The organism is Deltaproteobacteria bacterium (assembly GCA_018668695.1).
GTDB lineage: Bacteria > Myxococcota > XYA12-FULL-58-9 > XYA12-FULL-58-9 > JABJBS01 > JABJBS01.
Map to the genome: position 1 here is coordinate 54,531 of JABJBS010000308.1, position 16,644 is coordinate 71,174.

The 16,644-nt window shown below is 49.6% G+C and carries 13 protein-coding genes; 8 read left to right on the forward strand and 5 right to left on the reverse strand.

From position 1 onward, the window contains the following. Nucleotides 1-118 precede the first annotated feature (118 nt). Together HOK28_16790 and HOK28_16795 are read left to right on the forward strand one after the other, a co-directional pair. Entirely contained in the window at nt 119-1,321 is a 1,203-nt protein-coding gene (locus HOK28_16790; GenBank protein MBT6434755.1) for a glycosyltransferase, read from the forward strand. 180 nt (nt 1,322-1,501) lie between these two features. Beyond that, nucleotides 1,502-4,087 (forward strand): response regulator, encoded by a 2,586-nt coding sequence (locus HOK28_16795; GenBank protein MBT6434756.1) that lies wholly within the window; start codon nt 1,502-1,504, stop codon nt 4,085-4,087. Here HOK28_16795 and HOK28_16800 read toward each other — a convergent pair. Both HOK28_16800 and HOK28_16805 read right to left on the reverse strand, forming a co-directional pair. Then, nucleotides 4,084-4,482 carry a PilZ domain-containing protein gene (locus HOK28_16800; GenBank protein ID MBT6434757.1) on the reverse strand — a complete coding sequence of 133 codons (399 nt, stop codon included), beginning with the start codon at nt 4,480-4,482 and terminating at the stop codon, nt 4,084-4,086. The genes HOK28_16795 and HOK28_16800 overlap by 4 nt on opposite strands. Nucleotides 4,483-4,890: 408 nt before the next feature. After that, nucleotides 4,891-5,466 (reverse strand): tRNA-(ms[2]io[6]A)-hydroxylase, encoded by a 576-nt coding sequence (locus HOK28_16805; protein MBT6434758.1) that lies wholly within the window; start codon nt 5,464-5,466, stop codon nt 4,891-4,893. Nucleotides 5,467-5,576: 110 nt separating this feature from the next. On the opposite strand from HOK28_16805, the gene HOK28_16810 reads away from it, so the two are divergent. Next, entirely contained in the window at nt 5,577-6,560 is a 984-nt protein-coding gene (locus HOK28_16810; protein MBT6434759.1) for a threonine/serine dehydratase, read from the forward strand. 1 nt (nt 6,561) lies between these two features. Continuing rightward, nucleotides 6,562-7,092, forward strand: a complete 531-nt coding sequence (locus tag HOK28_16815; protein ID MBT6434760.1) for a hypothetical protein — start codon at nt 6,562-6,564, stop codon at nt 7,090-7,092. A gap of 14 nt (nt 7,093-7,106) precedes the next feature. On the opposite strand, the gene HOK28_16820 is transcribed toward HOK28_16815, so the two are convergent. After that, nucleotides 7,107-8,540, reverse strand: a complete 1,434-nt coding sequence (locus HOK28_16820; GenBank protein ID MBT6434761.1) for a response regulator — start codon at nt 8,538-8,540, stop codon at nt 7,107-7,109. A gap of 127 nt (nt 8,541-8,667) precedes the next feature. Here HOK28_16820 and HOK28_16825 point away from each other — a divergent pair, with 127 nt between their 5' ends. The 3 genes from HOK28_16825 to HOK28_16835 all read left to right on the forward strand — a co-directional run bounded on the left by HOK28_16825 (nt 8,668) and on the right by HOK28_16835 (nt 13,976). Continuing rightward, nucleotides 8,668-9,819: a pyridoxal phosphate-dependent aminotransferase gene (locus tag HOK28_16825; protein MBT6434762.1), complete on the forward strand. Its 1,152-nt coding sequence runs from the start codon at nt 8,668-8,670 to the stop codon at nt 9,817-9,819. An 89-nt stretch (nt 9,820-9,908) separates the two neighbouring features. Next, on the forward strand, nt 9,909-11,000 hold the full coding sequence (locus HOK28_16830) for a response regulator (GenBank protein ID MBT6434763.1): 1,092 nt from the start codon (nt 9,909-9,911) through the stop codon (nt 10,998-11,000). Between the two features lie 57 nt (nt 11,001-11,057). Then, the gene (locus HOK28_16835) at nt 11,058-13,976 is read left to right on the forward strand and encodes a DEAD/DEAH box helicase (GenBank protein MBT6434764.1); all 2,919 of its coding nucleotides are present in this window, start codon (nt 11,058-11,060) and stop codon (nt 13,974-13,976) included. Here HOK28_16835 and HOK28_16840 read toward each other — a convergent pair. Both HOK28_16840 and HOK28_16845 read right to left on the reverse strand, forming a co-directional pair. Then, on the reverse strand, nt 13,968-15,047 hold the full coding sequence (locus tag HOK28_16840) for a tRNA-dihydrouridine synthase family protein (GenBank protein ID MBT6434765.1): 1,080 nt from the start codon (nt 15,045-15,047) through the stop codon (nt 13,968-13,970). The two genes, HOK28_16835 and HOK28_16840, sit on opposite strands and share 9 nt — an antisense overlap. Before the next feature lie 4 nt (nt 15,048-15,051). Further along, nucleotides 15,052-15,582, reverse strand: a complete 531-nt coding sequence (locus tag HOK28_16845; GenBank protein MBT6434766.1) for a hypothetical protein — start codon at nt 15,580-15,582, stop codon at nt 15,052-15,054. A 323-nt stretch (nt 15,583-15,905) separates the two neighbouring features. Between HOK28_16845 and HOK28_16850 the strand changes: the two genes are divergently transcribed. Beyond that, nucleotides 15,906-16,644, forward strand: a 739-nt coding sequence (locus tag HOK28_16850; GenBank protein ID MBT6434767.1) for a transketolase, incomplete at its 3' end; no start/stop codon positions are given.

The window sequence follows — 16,644 nt, forward strand, 5'->3', positions numbered from 1 at the left end:
AAAACTTAAGACATTCTCGATTATCACTGAAATCGGTTCATCCTGGATTTGAGCGAGTACCCTTTTAAAGCTCAAGCGTCTCTTCAGGTTTATCTGTGCGTGTTAAGGAAATGTCTCGATGAAAACTATTTTCGGTCCTGGATCAAAAATCAAAGAGCAATTGAGCTATTCAAAGTTCAAGACCGAGTCACTTCGTGTGCTTATTCCAGGTAAAAAATATCATCTACAGCGCGAAAGCCAACGTGCACTCGAGGCCTTGGGTCATAAAGTTCTTTACTTAGAAGTCCCAGAAACCGCCGGCGAGCTCGTCAGGAAACTGATTGAAACATTTATTCAGTTCAAGCCTGATATGCTTCTTACAATCAATCACATCGGTTTTGATGCGGCCGGTACAATTGGTCAAATCTTAGACGAGATACAGCTTCCGGTGGCCGCCTGGTACGTTGATAGCCCCGAGTTCGTCCTGGGAAAGCAAGGACTGCCTGCAGAGTCGATGACCACTGTATTCATGTGGGAAAGAGACCTCATTCCGAAGCTCAAAGCCATGGGGCTAGAGGATATCCACTACCTCCCACTTGCCAGTGATATTTCTGTATTCAAACCTCGACAAACCCAAACTAAACACGACTTTTGCTTTGTCGGTGACAGTATGACCTCGGCCCGTCAGAAGTGGAATGCTCGTATTGCTCCGGCGCACCAAAAGATTGTCGTAGAACTCACCGAAGCCCTGCTCACCAATCGTCACCTCGACTCGACACAGCTTATCAAAAAAATGGCACCATCACTGAACAACCAGGAGCTGGCCGACATTCTTGGAGCAAGTACCTGGGAGGCGACCGCCAAATACCGCAACGGTCTCTTAAGACCCTTCGACACCAACGCTCTCACAATCTACGGCGATAAACACTGGCCCGGCATCATGCCCAAATCGAATTTCCAGGGATACATCCTCTACGGTGAGCCCTTAAGTAAAGTCTATGAGCAATCATGCATCAACCTTAACGCCACGAGTCTCCAAATGGGCAGTGCGGTCAATCAAAGAGTGTTTGATGTTCCGGCCGCCGGTGGCTTCATTCTTACAGATGCTCAATCCGATGCACTTGAACACTTTGAGAATGAAAAAGAGATCATTACTTACAGCTCTGCGGACGAGCTCAGCGATAAAGCGGCCTACTACCTAAAACATGAGAGCGAGCGCCTTGGTATCATCGAAGCGGGTCACAAAAAGGTCATGTCGATGCATACTTACCAGCACCGCCTTCAAGACCTGCTCAGCCACATGAAGGATCGGCACGCTTCGCCAACGTCGACTCAAGTTTAACCACAATCTACCGACGTGAGCGCCCCAAGACTGAATCCTCAAGGCCAAAAGCTCGTCTAGAGTTGGCTAAACCAACTACGTACATTTATGTAGAATATTAATCTAGTAATTTTAGGTAGATAGAAAGCTTGCCACTTCTCCGAGAATTGAGGATAATTGAACCGGGGAGTCACGTAAAAAGTGAATACATTGGATTATAGTGAACCGGGAGCAGGCTCTGAAGAGCCGAACTCTGAGGTCTTAGAACAAAAATACAAAGAGTATTTGTCTGACCTCCAGAGCAGCCGCGCCAAAATCGGTTACTGGGTGATTTTTATCTGGGTTCCCCTGGGCTCATTGCGTGACCTGATCAATACGCCGGATCTGATTCACGAAACCGTGACCTTGCGTATCATCACAACGCTCATCGCAATCTTACTCTTCTTCTTCTTTTTCGAGCCATCGAGAAAGCACCTTGCCCATCATTCCATTTTGGCAGCGGCACTCTGCATCCTCTTCATGAACGAAGTTGGCATCATCACGACTGGCTCTTTTTCCAATCAGCTTTATTTTGGACCGATCATTGTCTTACTGACCACGGGATTCCTAAGCTGCTGGCCCCCCAAAGCCATGATTGCGCTCGGGGCCATTACTCCGTTTATTTATTGCGTGCCGGGTATCATCTTATTTGAAAACATTGACTACGATACGATGATTCAGCACACCTACCTCATCGCTCTCGCGGGTGCGCTTGCGACAATGACATGCCACTACGAATATAAACTTCGTAAAGAGGAGTTTCACTCACGTTACCTTCTCAGCGAAAAAACCAAGCAGCTTGAGCTCGTCTCCTCAGAGCTTCAATCGACCGTGACTAAACTTCAGAAAACTGACGCCGCGAAGACACGTTTTTTTGCCAATATCACGCACGAACTCAAAACTCCCCTCACCATGATTTTGTTACCACTGGACGGGATTCTTAAAAACAATGCGTCCTTAAAACCCGCCACTCGTGACAAACTCAATATCCTCAAGCGCCAAGCCCAACAATTACTGACCTTAGTCAACGATATTTTAACGCTTGCTCAGCTAGATCATGATGCGATTCCAGCGAGTATCCGGCACGTGGATGCAACGACATTCACCCGCTATCTTCTAAGCGGTTATCAACCCCTCGCTGACGAAGAAAATATTGAACTCCTCTTTTCCGGAAGCCCCTCTCCGGCAACTCTAGACATCGACCCTCAGCACCTTCAAACCATTCTCAACAACTTAATCATCAATGCTTTCAAGTACTCTGATGCCGGTGGCCAAATCGATGTTCATATCCGTGTCCGAGCAGACCAGTGTGTTTTTGTCGTCCGCGATTCCGGCACAGGAATAACCAAAGAAGACCTACCCCATATTTTCAACCGTTTTGTCCAATCCGAAAACCCATCGACCAAACGAGGAGGGGGCTTTGGTATCGGGCTGTCTCTTGCGGATGAATTGGTTCGGCTACACCAGGGCAGCATTAAAGTTGAGAGTTCAAAGCGAGAGGGAACCAAGTTTATCGTCAGCTTTCCAAGGGTTCAGGAAGCTCCAAACCACTCACCCATCGACAATTTCACTGCACTGACGACCACTCAAAATATCTTGGCGGGCAAAGCCAAGGACACCGGTGCATATTACCCACCGACCAACGCGTCTCGTGAGCGTGTTCTCATCGTCGAAGATAATGATGAGCTCAGACTCTATCTAAAAGAACAACTCGAGCCCTACTACACTATATTTTGCGCAACTTCTCACCAAGCAGCACTCGAGTACATTCACAAAAGCTCACCAGACCTTGTCCTCTCCGACGTAATGATGCCGGGCTTGTCGGGGTTTGAGCTTTTACGACAGATTCGTGAGACGTACTCGATGACGGAACTACCCTGCATTTTGCTTACTGCAAGAGGCGAGGATGAGAATATTGAAAGCAGTATGGATGCCGGAGCAAACGATTATATCACGAAACCATTCAACCTAAATACACTGATGGCTCGTATAGAAGTTCAACTGCGACTTAAAGCTATCGCCCAAGACCTTGCCCGAGAGCGCGTAGCCTCCGCTATGGGTGCGCTTGCCTCAGGCCTTGCTCACGAACTGCGTAATCCTCTCAATGTTGTTCTTAATGGATTGCCCAATCTTCGCTCCAGCATAGAGCCTGTAGAAGACTCTAAAACTTCTAAAATTCTCCAAATCCTTGAGCAAAGTTCAGGGAAAATATCCAACTTGATCGATGAGCTTATACGCTTTGGAACAGATGAACTCGCGCTATCTGTATGGGAACCCAATGTTGCTCTCATGGCTGCCTGGCAGAGCGAGAAAAAAGAGAACTCGAATATCAATATTAAGTTCTCTCTTGAATACACAGGCAGTATTCAAGCATTTGGCTCAAAGGTGGATGAGAGTGTTCACCACCTACTCCGAAATGCAATCAGTGCGGCCGGTCCTGATGGGAATATAACGCTGGCAACCAAGAGCGAGGACGGCGGAGTTTCTATTGTTGTCAGTGACGATGGTCCGGGTATAGCACCCGAGCTTGCTCAACGTATTTTTGATCCGTTCTTCACAACTCAAACCGAAACAAATGCCGCGGGTCTGGGGCTACATATGGTTCAATGGGTCACAAGGTTGCATGGCGGACACATCGGCTTGGAAACACAACTCGGCCAAGGCAGCCAGTTCATCATCTGGTTACCCAAGATTCCTCAACGCGCGGACAAAAATTTCAAAAGAGACTTGGACCTGGGACTGAGTTAAACAACTTTACTCAACTGACTCTCTAAAAAATCGATGAGAATCGCCTCGCCATTTAATTGCTGAAAACCCAAAAACTTTAAGCCGATCTTACCACCAACAACCCGGGTTATTTCGCAGTCAGCTTTCAACGACTGAGTCGGCAACATGAGCTCGAAACAAACACTCTTTAAGATGTAGGATTCTGGAACCGGCTTTTGATTACCCGGCTTAAACGAAGCTCCTCGGAGACTGATGTCTCGAGTCATGCCTGTCCAAGTGTTTCCTGCAACTTGTAATTTACAAGGGATATCGATCCTACAACGTTCAACTTCTCGCCGCTCGCGGCCTCCCCAAGACATCAACATAGTTTTACAAGCCTCCACGTCCAGGTTAACAAGTGCTGCGATTGAAGTCATCAACCAATGATTTTGATTCCGGTCAGCTCTCATAGTTTACCGGGAATACCGGATTCCAAAGTACGCTCTTTTTTTCACGTAAAATTCTCGTGAGCGCCAAAGCTCATCACGAAACCGCGATCTGTCCTTCGAGAATGGCTTTAAGTTCGCGAGTGATAAATGTTTTTTCAACGTAGACAGTGGCACCTGCTTCAATCAATATTTGTCGGCGGTCTGCCTACCTCTAAACAATCAGTATGACGATCGAGATTAAGCCTAACACTGAATTATCAACTTGTTTTTCAGGCATCACTGGTGTGCCTTCAAAGCCCTTGATGACCGAGCGCTCACTGTCTACACGAACTGCTTTAAACAGCGCTTCGCTCAGAGCTAAAAGCCTATCGCCAAACGGCTCAGTGACGAAGCGGCCTAGTGAAGGGCAGCTCGCAGAGGAAGAGACTCAACCAATTTAGCCTCACTGTCCAAAAGCTCATCTACACGCGCCATAACCACTTCTTCGGAGAAATAGCTGCGCGCAAGTCTCAAGAAAAGACCGTGGTGTCGGGCTTCGGCCTTGGCGAGCCCCGCATAGAAATCCTTCCAAGCTCCCTCGGGCAGATACTTCCCAAGTAAATAGAAGCGCTCACACCCTCGTGCCTCAACCAGGCCAAAGACCAGGAGACGGTCGAGGAAATAATGATCTGTATCACCGCGGCGAATCATCTTATGCAAGGCAGTCATATAAGCATCTGGCTCATCCTTCGTCAGCCACTGCCCCTGCTCCTCAAGCCGGTTAAGAACCTCTTTAAAATGAGACAGTTCCTCGCGGGCAAGGTCTACCAAAGCATTAACAAGCTCAGGGCGCTGAGGCTGGTGCGCCACCAAAGTGAGCGCAGCTGCCGCCACCTTTCTCTCACTGTGTGCGTGATCCTTAAGGAATTTGTTCATATTGTTCTCAACAATTCGAACCCATTCCAACGGCGTATCATAGCGAAGCTTCAACATAATCGAGCGTTTAGCAGTCCCTAAGGGAGTTGAAAACACAAAAAGAACAGACCTTGTCGCCGGTTACCAAGAGCGTTACATAGCAATTGGGAGACACTTTTATGAGCACCATGACAACCGCCCCGAAATTAGCGTCAAGTCCCGGGAATCCGGAGACTTTACCAACTCGCGAAGACATCGAACGCGCCTACTCTCTCATTTCCGATGCCGTTCACCGTACGCCCGTGATGCAGTCAAGATTCATCAATTCTCTGGTAGGCGCCGAAGTTTACTTCAAATGCGAGCACCTTCAAGCCGGGGGAGCCTTCAAATATCGCGGGGCAAGCCACGTTATGCGGCTCCTCACTGAAGAGGAAAAACAACGGGGTGTAATCACGCACTCATCAGGTAACCACGCTCAAGCGGTCGCCTTGTCGGCAAAGCGATTTGGCATCAAGGCTACGATTGTTATGCCAAAAGGTTCCAATCCGCTTAAGAAAACAGCCACACAAGGCTACGGCGCGAGAGTCATCGAATGTGAGAACTCACAAGCTTCTCGCGAACAAACCTGCGCCGACGAGATTGAGCGAACAGGCATGGTCCTTATCCACCCGTTCGATGACCATCGTATCATTTGTGGCGCTGGAACCGCTGCACTCGAGCTTGAAGAACAAGTACCCAATCTCGATATGGTCGTAACACCTGTGGGTGGCGGAGGGCTCTTGTCGGGAACTGCGACAGCTCTTCACGGACGCATCCCTGTTTACGGAAGCGAACCCCACGGGGCCAGTGATGCTCACCAAGGATTCACCACAGGAGTTCGTGTCGAGAGTCAAACCCCTGATACCGTGGCCGATGGTCTGAGAACTTGTGTGGGTGTGCGTAACTTCGAAATCATTCGTGCGAAAGTCAAAGACATCGGGCTCACATCGGACAAAGAACTACTTGAAGCTACATCACTGGTTCATTTAAGAATGAAGCAACTGATCGAACCTTCGTCTGCAGTTCCCTTGGCATGCCTTCTCAACGGGAGCCTACCCAAAGCACCCAAAATAGGAATCATCATCAGCGGTGGAAATGTTGATCTGAAAGACCTCATAACCAGGATGCCCTGAGATGGTAAAACTAGACTTGTTGGCTACGGCCGTTTGCCTCTTTTACTGGTTAACCAATCAGCTCATCTACAAAATTCATTTTAAAGATGAAAAAAAAGAGCAAGCTGCCGCTCGCCCCGTCTATAAAACTTCCGGCGCTACTCGCTTATTTAAACCAGCTGTTCGCTTCCTCTATGGGTTGGTACTCGTCAGAATTATCGCTACCCCATTCCTCACAATTCCCATCGAGAGAACAAATTTAATCCTTGGTAGTATCCTCTGCGCGATTGGCATTATTTTACTGAATAAAAGTTTACGAACACTGGGTAACAATTATGCCCCTTGCCATGCAGGTGTCATTCCTCATGAGAGAATTAAGGCCGGGCCCTATCGGGTCTTTGCACACCCAATCTACCTTGCAAATCTCATTTTGCTCGCGGGCGTATGGATAGCGATTGGCGGATTCTTACTGGGACCCATATGGCTGTCTTTTGCTTTTTTCTATGCTGTCTCAATAAGAGATGAAGAAAAAGCTTTCAAAGAGCACTTCTGATAAGACTTCTAAAGTTACCGGGCAACCGGCAACCATACACAAAACCGAGCACCACCCAATTCAGGGCTTGATTCGACCCAGATTTTACCGAGATGGCTTACAACGATCTGTTGGCTGATGGCCAGACCCAGACCGGTCCCTGCGCCAGGACGCTTGGTCGTAAAGTAACCCTCAAAGATACTCTCGTGCAGTTCAGGCTTTACCCCATAACCATTGTCTTCGATGCTCAGCAAGATTCCGGCTTCACCTAGGTTCGCTTTATCTTCCAGTCGAATTCTGATCGTCCCACCTGTTTGAGTATCCTTACCACTTACAAATTTTTCGGCCATTGCATCCGCCGCATTGCTCAACAAATTGATGACGACTTGTCCCAGGTGATTGCGCTTACAGGTTAAAGGAGAAATGGCCGCCGGTTTGAAGTCGATATGGTAAGGCTTGGTCTTCGCTCTTGAGATGAGCAACGACTGTTGCACCACTTCGTTCAAATCAACCCCCGCCACCACACTGGTGTCGAACCGGGCATTGGTCTGCAATGCGTTGCAATACTCGAGCATACGACCCGACGATACAGTCATAATATCCAGTGACTCTTTGGCGTCGTGAAACATCTGCTCAAAGCGCGCCTTCAGCTCAAGCGCCTGAGGTGACTCATCAAAAAGAGCCATAATCGCTCGTTCAATCAACACATGCTTTTCTGACAATCCCCCCACAGCAAACTCAATCGCGGAAGTGGGTGAATTCAACTCGTGAGCTATTCCAGCGATCATGGACCCAAAGGTAGCCAGCTGCTCCCCATGCACCAACTGTTCTTGAGCAAATTCAAGCTTTCGGTTCAGCTCAGCCAAGCGCCCTTCAAGCTCTCCTACAGGTTCCTCAAGTAACTCACGCCGCTTAACTTCTTCTTCGATTTTGGCCGACGCGACCCGCTCAGTTTGCTTTACCTGCTCAATGGCGCGGTCGGCGATGATCCGCTTCGAATGAATCAATTGCATCATCGACTTTTGCAGCTGCTGAAAGTCGACAGGCTTGGTCAAGACACCGTCGGCACCCGTATAAGCCAAGCTTTCAGAATCATACTTTGCAGTATAAGCAGTTAAAAAGAGGATGGGTGTATCGACTGACTTTAAACCCTTCATATAATCGAACGGGTTATCAACAACTTGTCCTCGTAAACAACGGGTGATCTGAACCCCGTTAAGATCTGAACCCGAAAGCTCAATATCCATTAAAATGAGGTCGTAGGTTTTCTGCTTTAACTTTTGATAAACAGTACGGCTGTCCTGAGCCCAATCTAGCTCGTATTCACGCCTAAGCTCCAGTGACGTGATCTCCCAGTTCATACTGTTGTCTTCTACATAAAGAATCCGTGGGCGGTCTTTAACAACCTCTCCACTCTTCTTCTCCGGTGGCTCTTCGACCCGGCCTGCTTTCACTCTTTTTAAAACCATGCTCCACACAGTCTAGCAACGAAACGAGGTTTGCTCCAATCCAACCTTCCACGAAGTTGAGGCAGCGAAATGTTTGACCCCTACTCCCAACAAGTGTTCACTGAAACTCGCCTATTGTGGAGATATGATGATGAAGTTTTCCAAAAATGCCCAAGATCTTGTCCCCTTTCTTGCGATGGAGATCATGGAACGTGGCATGGCTCTAAAGGAGTCGGGACGCTCAATTGTGCAGTTAGGGGTCGGTGAGCCTAACTTTGATCCTCCACCTCAGGTCTTGGAAGCTACCCATGGCGCCTTAGACGCACATATGACCCACTACACCGACAGCCGCGGACTTACGGAGCTTAGAGAGGCAATCGCCGAGGATTGCTGGCAACGCCGCGGTAAACGCGTCAGCCCAAATCAGATCATCGTCACCAGTGGTACATCTCCAGCACTCTCCATGGTCATGCACCTCTTGTTAGAACCAGGCGACGAGCTGATTATCCCCACACCTCATTACGCTTGTTACCCCAATATGGTTCGGCTCTGCGGTGCGATCCCCGTTCTTGTCGAAACAGCTCCTGAAGACGGCTACAAACTGGACGTTCAAAGAGTTCGCGATGCCATTTCTCCCCGAACTCGCGGGATCTTATTAGCGTCTCCAGCAAACCCCACCGGCGCGGTTCAACCCCCGGAGGTCATGAAAGCCCTCGCTGAACTCGATATCCCGCTTTTATCTGACGAGATTTACGACGGCCTTGTTTTCGATGGCGTCACGGCAACCTCACCACTCCAATATAAAGACGATGTCTTCATTTTTGACGGCTTTTCAAAGCGTTACGCAATGACCGGGTTTAGGCTGGGTTACGTCATCGCTCCCGAAAAAGCCATCCGCCCGCTACAGACCATGCAACAAAACCTCCACATATCGGCGGCACACTTTCCCCAAGCCGGCGCTATTGCCGCCCTCAAATTTGGACAGAAGCATTTAGAAATGATGCGTCAAACCTACGAGAAAAGACGAAAAATTCTCTTGGGAGGCTTAAGAGCAATGGGAATGAAAATACCGGTCGACCCTGTGGGAGCCTTCTATATCCTCGCTGACCCGGGTTTAGGCTCGATATCATCACTGGATCTAGCATTCAGAATCCTCGATGAGGCAGGTGTTGCGGTAGGTCCAGGCAAAGATTTTGGAGAAATTGCCGAAGGCAAACTCCGTTTTAGCTATGCGGCCAGCGAGAATGACATCAACGAAGCCATTCACCGACTTGAGAAGTGGTTCCAAAGCAACCGCTGAAGAGTTGGCCAAGAATAACTTATGGCTCCAGCTTCCCAGGAAGAGTATACTTTTTAGGACCAGTACCCTCGACGGAGTTTAATTGTCGAATGCCAAATGTGCTAACAGTGGAAGACAACCCGACGACGCGCGCTATCCTTTCATCAGCGCTGCGTGACCGAGGGCATGAAGTCTTTGAAGCCGAGCACGGTAAAGCAGCACTCGACATCCTAGCAGAGAACGAGGTCGAGATTATTCTGCTGGATATTCACATGCCAGTGATGGACGGCCCCGAACTTCTCTCCGAGCTTAAACGAAGTCGGCCTGAGCTTCCGGTTGTCCTACTTTCAGGAAAACGTGACATCAATCGAATCAAGGCCTGTATGGACTTAGGTGCTCTTCAGTACCTACATAAGCCTGTTGATATTAATGTCTTGCACGAAGTCATCACAGATATCGCCGGGGCCGGCAACACCGAGGCTGTATCCGCGCACTGGGGAACGATGATGCTTGTAAGTACTGACGAAGCGGCGTCAACCAAGCTTCGTGAGCTCTTACCGCAACCCATCAAAATAGAATTCGCGACATCCATGCGCACGGCAACAGAGGCGTCTGCCCGGCACCGTTTTCGAACCATCATTGTTGATGATGAATTTGAAAGTGGAGCACCTGAGACCGCGGCACTTGTTCGGGAAAATCAAGCCGAAGCGATTGTCTTTGCACTCTATTCCGAAAGCCAGTCGCAGCCGGCTGAGCAGGCCTGGTCAGATGGCTTTGATGGATTCCTCTCGAAGCCAATTGAGACCGGCGCGATTGATTACCTCCTGGGCTTAATTGGTTATTACCATTTTGAGCTGGAAGATATTCTCGATGTTGACGAAGGATTACTCACACCTTTGCCCTACGACGGGTTTCACGCAACCGTCGAGCGCTATTACTCCCATCTCGCTGAAAAGATAGGTCTGATCCTTCAGGATCTCAGCAATGAAGGCTACGAAGATGTGGTGCTCGACTGTTCAGAGCTGCCGGAGTCCCCTCTTCGACTCATCCTCGCACAGACCGCTATAGAGTATTGTGCCGAAGAGGATCTTGGCATTCGCTTAGTAGGCGGTAAAGACATGTGGAAAGCCGTTCAAAATTCCAGCAGTGGCGTTACAGTTCAAATCTTTGGATCTGTGGACGAAGCGCTCGACGAAGATTAAGCAGTTCATCCCCTCACTCTATTGCCACATACATAACCATGTCCTACATGGCGGCGCATGGAAGAGCTTTTCACAGCAGTCAGAGAAGAGTGTACGGCCCAGGAGTGGTCCGCTGGCGTTCAGTTGAGCCGTCAGGATGCGGTCACTCTGCTGAAGCAATCAAAAACTGAGATAGAATTGCGCGTGACTCTAAAAGGTGGACTAAGCAGCGCGCTCGTCACTCTATACCCTGAAGATGAAGACTGGAGTTGCGACGCCACCAAACAAGATGCTGCGATGCCACTGGTAGCAGCCGCAGTGATTGCACTGCGACAAGCCAAAAAGCAGGGCCGTGACCTACGGGCTAACGCCAGCGCTTCCGGTTATGTCTCTTACGAACTCAAACGAGCAAAGCATGCGGTTCATTTAGCGCGCCATGCCGTCATAGGAAAGACCTCCCGCCCCATCGGCGCCAGCCTGACACTCTTAGCCAAAAGTATCCAGGCAACCGGACAACTCGTTATTACCCCCGATGATCTTGAGGTCGAACGAATGACCGGCGGCCGAGGTTACGAGGCCCACAACAACACGCAACTAACAAGGCTTTTTAAAGTTCTGGAAAATTGTGAACATGTCCAATTCGAAGGGAAAAGTCTCAAAGTGGGACGACCCCAATGTGGCCTTCGCGCAGTCGTTCAAGACCGCGGCCCCGACTTCATGGTCACTTTGAAAAAAGATTCCGATATTACTGAACTCGTTTCGGGCATTATGCTGACGACGGCAACAACAGTGCATGCTTTAATCAACCCCAACATCCCAGCCTTGGAAATGCGTGAACTCAAAGAAGGAAAAGTTTTTCGCAGTCAGCAAATTGGCTCTCTCGTCAGTCAGCTTTTACCTAAGCTAAAAAAAATAATGCCGGTGATTGTTCAAACCAAACGCCTGCCACAGCTCACCACCATGGCCGCACGGATTCAGATCCAAACCGATTCCGAAGGTGATTCATTGTTCGCACTTGCAAGCATTGTTTATGGTGACCCTGTTTGTGCTAGGCTTGATGGAGACTCTCTTACACATATTCGAGGTTCTTTGCCGATTCGCAATGAAGGCCAAGAGCAACAACTGCGTCAAAATCTCGCCAATAAGCTCGTGCTTAAGCCTGGGGTAAGAGAACGCTTCACCGGCGCCGAGGCAGTAGATTTCTCAGAAAAGCTTGAGGCTTTCGGATCTCATATTGTAGGCGCTGGTCACGATAACTTTTTCAAAGCACCTATGCTGGAACCCATCGCCGAAGAAGGCGAATCCGCTTTAGGGATTTCATTTCGTTCTCGGGGCGCACGTAAAGACGGGCAAAGCATTGCTTCTCAAGTTTCGGCACAAGATGTGGTTGAAGCCTGGCAGCGCGGTGACTCGATGATTGGACTCGAAGGTGGTGGGTTCGCCCCTATCCCCGCCAGCTGGCTATCTGAGCATGGCCGAGCACTTCAAGATCTTATCGTCGCCTGTGATGACCATACGAAATTACCCAAGGCTTTATTGCCGGATCTTGCGCGAATCTATGAAGCGATGGACGAAGTGCCACCCATGGACTTCAAAGATCTAGAAAATCTAGTCAATAATTTCGACGGCTTACCGCAGGCTACATTGCCTAAAGAGCTCCAAGCAGATCTCCGTTCGTACCAACGCACAGGAGTGAACTGGTTATGCTTTTTAAGAGATGCGGAACTGGGTGCCATGCTTGCCGATGATATGGGGCTCGGTAAAACACTCCAAGCTCTTACCTCTATTCAAGGCAGAAGCTTAGTGGTTGCGCCAACAAGTGTCTTGTTCAATTGGAAAAATGAGATCGAACGTTTTCGTCCAGGCTTAAAGGTAAGTCTCTACCACGGCCCCAGGCGTTTACTGGATGCTGACGCTGATGTAACGCTCACCTCCTACGCTATCATGCGTCTTGATATTGAGCAGCTTGAAAGCATTCCATTCCAAACCATCGTCCTCGACGAATCTCAGTTTATCAAAAACCCCGCCAGCCAAGTGGCTCAAGCGGCCTTTAGGCTCAATGGGCAATTTCGTATGACACTCAGTGGGACGCCCGTCGAGAACCGGCTAAGTGAACTTTGGAGCCAATTTAATTTCATCAACCCGGGGCTACTGGGCGGGCTTACTGACTTCCGAAAACGATACGCTAAACCGATGGAGCAAGGTGACGAAGTTGTCACCAAACATCTACAGGAACGGATTCGCCCATTCATTTTAAGACGCCACAAACGAGACGTGGCGAAAGAGCTTCCACCACGAACCGATACCGTACTCCACTGCCAGCTTGATGAAGACGAACGCATTACCTACGATGCTATTCGAGCGGCAACCCAGCAAGAGCTTTTAGAAAAGCTCGAAATGGGCGCAAGTGTCATGGAAGCACTTGAAGCACTGCTGCGGCTACGACAAGCTTCCTGCCACCGAGGGCTTATCCCCGGTCAGAATGCTCCAAACTCATCTAAGGTGACTCTACTTATTCGCACTTTGGAACAAGCACTTCAGAACCAACATAAATGTCTGGTTTTCTCTCAGTGGACAGGGCTTCTCGACTTGGTGGGCCCAGAGCTCACTGAGCGCAATATGAATTACTGCCGACTCGACGGATCCACACGAAATCGCGAAGAGGTCGTCCAAGAATTTCAAGCTCCAGACGGTCCACCCATTATGCTCTTAAGCCTCAAAGCCGGTGGTACGGGCCTTAACCTTACCGCCGCCGATCAGGTATTTCTATTAGACCCCTGGTGGAACCCCGCGGTTGAAGACCAAGCAGCAGACCGTGCCCACCGAATCGGACAAGAAAACCCAGTTCTTGTTCATCGCATGGTTGCCAAAGATACAGTGGAAGAGAAAATCCTAGAGCTTCAAGAGAAAAAGCGAGCACTCTCACAAGCAGCCATCGGCGGAGGCAATGCAGCAGCATCTCTAAGCCGTGACGACTTGGTTGCTCTCCTACGCTAAACTGGCGGTGGCCAGCGATGCCTCCAGGCTATCAGCGGCCGAACGTTTACTGGGAGAGTCGCTGGTGGCCCCTAAATCAAATGCTTCTTGGGGTAATCCGCATAGACCGCTATCCAACACTTTCAAAAGTTCATCAAAACTTTGGCTACGTAGGGCTTGCTTGGTTAGGCTTTTCTCATCTTGCAACGAGCTTGTTAAATAACGAGCAAACTCTTTGAGCTTACCAACCGCTCTAATCTCGGGTAGAGAAGCATGATAACCACGAGCCAAGCGTTCAAAGAAGCCGAAGAGGTCATCCCCATCCGGCCTAAAAGGCGTAACACCAGAACGTAAATCTTGAATCTGCCGAAAAATCCATGGATTGCGTAAAACCGGCCGACCCACCATCACGCCATCACAACCGGTCATGGCTTCCAGCCTCAAGGCATCCGCGGCGTACCAGCAATCACCATTGCCTACGACTGGAATATCCAGTCCCTCTTTTAAGTGTTTAACAATGCGCCAATCGGCGACGCCTTTGTAATGGTCGGATCCACAACGTGGGTGCACCGCAATGAAGTCAGCTCCTGCCCGTTGCACCGTTTGCGCAATCATCACCACTTGGTCGGGATTATCAAAACCTGCACGGATTTTTGCAGACAACACCCCGGTCACCTTTTCTCGCATCGAGGACAATACGTCTTCGAGCAAAACAGGATCCTTGAGCATCGCTGCGCCGACACCACCTTTGACCGCACGGCGCGTGGGACAACCCATGTTGATATCCACAACATCGGCTCCCGCCTCACTCAACACTTCAGCAGCTCCGGCCATCCAGTCAGAGCCTCGGCCCATAAGCTGGACACTTAATGCGGAATGTTTTGACTTGATTACCTGCTTGCGCAGATGTTCGGGACGAATCACCTCAGAAGATATCCGAATAAACTCAGTACACGCGACTCCTAGACCACCAAGCCTGCCCACCTCTTCACGTAAGAGAGGGGTCGTAACCCCTTCCATCGGAGCAAACATTGTCGGTATCGGAAATGGAAAGGCAACAGAAGCTGTTGCACGTGGTAGCGCGGCAGACACAGGATTAGCCCTTAGACTTCAGAAACGAAACGATACCCTCATTGATCGTATGAAAATTGGGGGTAATCAAAGCCACGATAAATTTTTCCAGCTGCGGCTTTACTGTTCCGGCCAGTAACCGTGGCACGCCAGGAACCGCCTTCATGTTGAGGTTTAAATCGCCCGTGATGGTCAATCCGGTGGCCTTGTCACCTTGTACTTTAAAGTAATTTTTACCGCTGCAGCTCACCGCCTCGCGCATAAAAAATGTCTCGATGCGCCATTCACAGGTCGAGTCGTTCTTGTTCCAACGAGCATAGTCAATCCACTTAAGCATGTCGGGTTTGATAAATGCCTGTGCTACCTTAGGAATATTGGCTTCAGCGTACCAATGGTTCTCGAGCGTCACGATACCGTCTTCCGGCTCATCGCGGCTAACCGTCTCGATTTTAGAGATATTTGGAAGGTACTGAACCAAGGAGGCCAGATCATCACGATAGGCTGCAAATACATCTTCTCGAGCAAAAGGAATCGTTGAAGGGACGTTGATCTGCATTTTAAAGCCTTTTCATTCTAATGAGCGGGTCAGATGGGCTGCCCGTGGAAACTTTGAGCCTGATATGGCGGACCCTGGCGTTGCTGTCAATCACTATAGTGCGGCTTGAGTGGCTGAGAAAGCACGATCGTGACCACGAAACCTTAGTGGCCTGAACGCGGTGACTCTCTCTGCGATCTCAAGCATCCCGACAGGTAAAAAGACCTATGAATTTGGGCAGATGGGCGTTGCTGAAGAGACCTGCTCTGAGATAAGCCGATGCTTGAAGGGTGCGTATTTAGAAGCGCGTACCCACTCAACTCCTGTCATTGAAAGAGGCCACCATGGGTTACACTGACAACGATAAACTCTGTATCAATACCATCCGTACACTTTCCATTGATGCAATTCAGCGTGCCAACTCAGGGCACCCCGGATTACCGATGGGCGCAGCTCCAATGGCCTATGTGCTTTGGCAAAATTTCTTGAAGCACAACCCCAAAGACCCGCAGTGGGCAAACCGCGACCGATTCGTACTCTCTGCCGGTCACGGCAGCATGCTTCTTTACTCTTTGCTTCACCTCACGGGCTACGACCTCTCTATGGACGACGTGAAGAACTTCCGCCAATGGGGCAGCAAGACAGCAGGCCATCCCGAGTCATTTGTAACCCCCGGCGTTGAGTGCACAACTGGACCGTTGGGTCAGGGCTGCGCCAATGGCGTAGGTATGGCTATGGCGGAGCGTCACATGGCTCACCAATTCAACCGCCCTGGATACGATATCGTCGATCACCATACTTATATTCTCTGTGGTGACGGTGATTTAATGGAAGGAATCAGTGCTGAAGCTGCTTCTTTGGCAGGACACCTTGGTCTTGGCAAATTGGTCATGCTTTATGACTCCAATGACATTTCTCTCGATGGACCAACCTCACTTTCCTTCACTGAAAATGTTGGCCAGCGCTACGAAAGCTATGGCTGGCAAGTTCTTCGAGTAGAAGACGGGGACAACGACCTCGACGGACTCCACGCAGCCCTTGAAGCAGCCAAAGCAGACACTGCACGCCCTACTCTTATCGAAG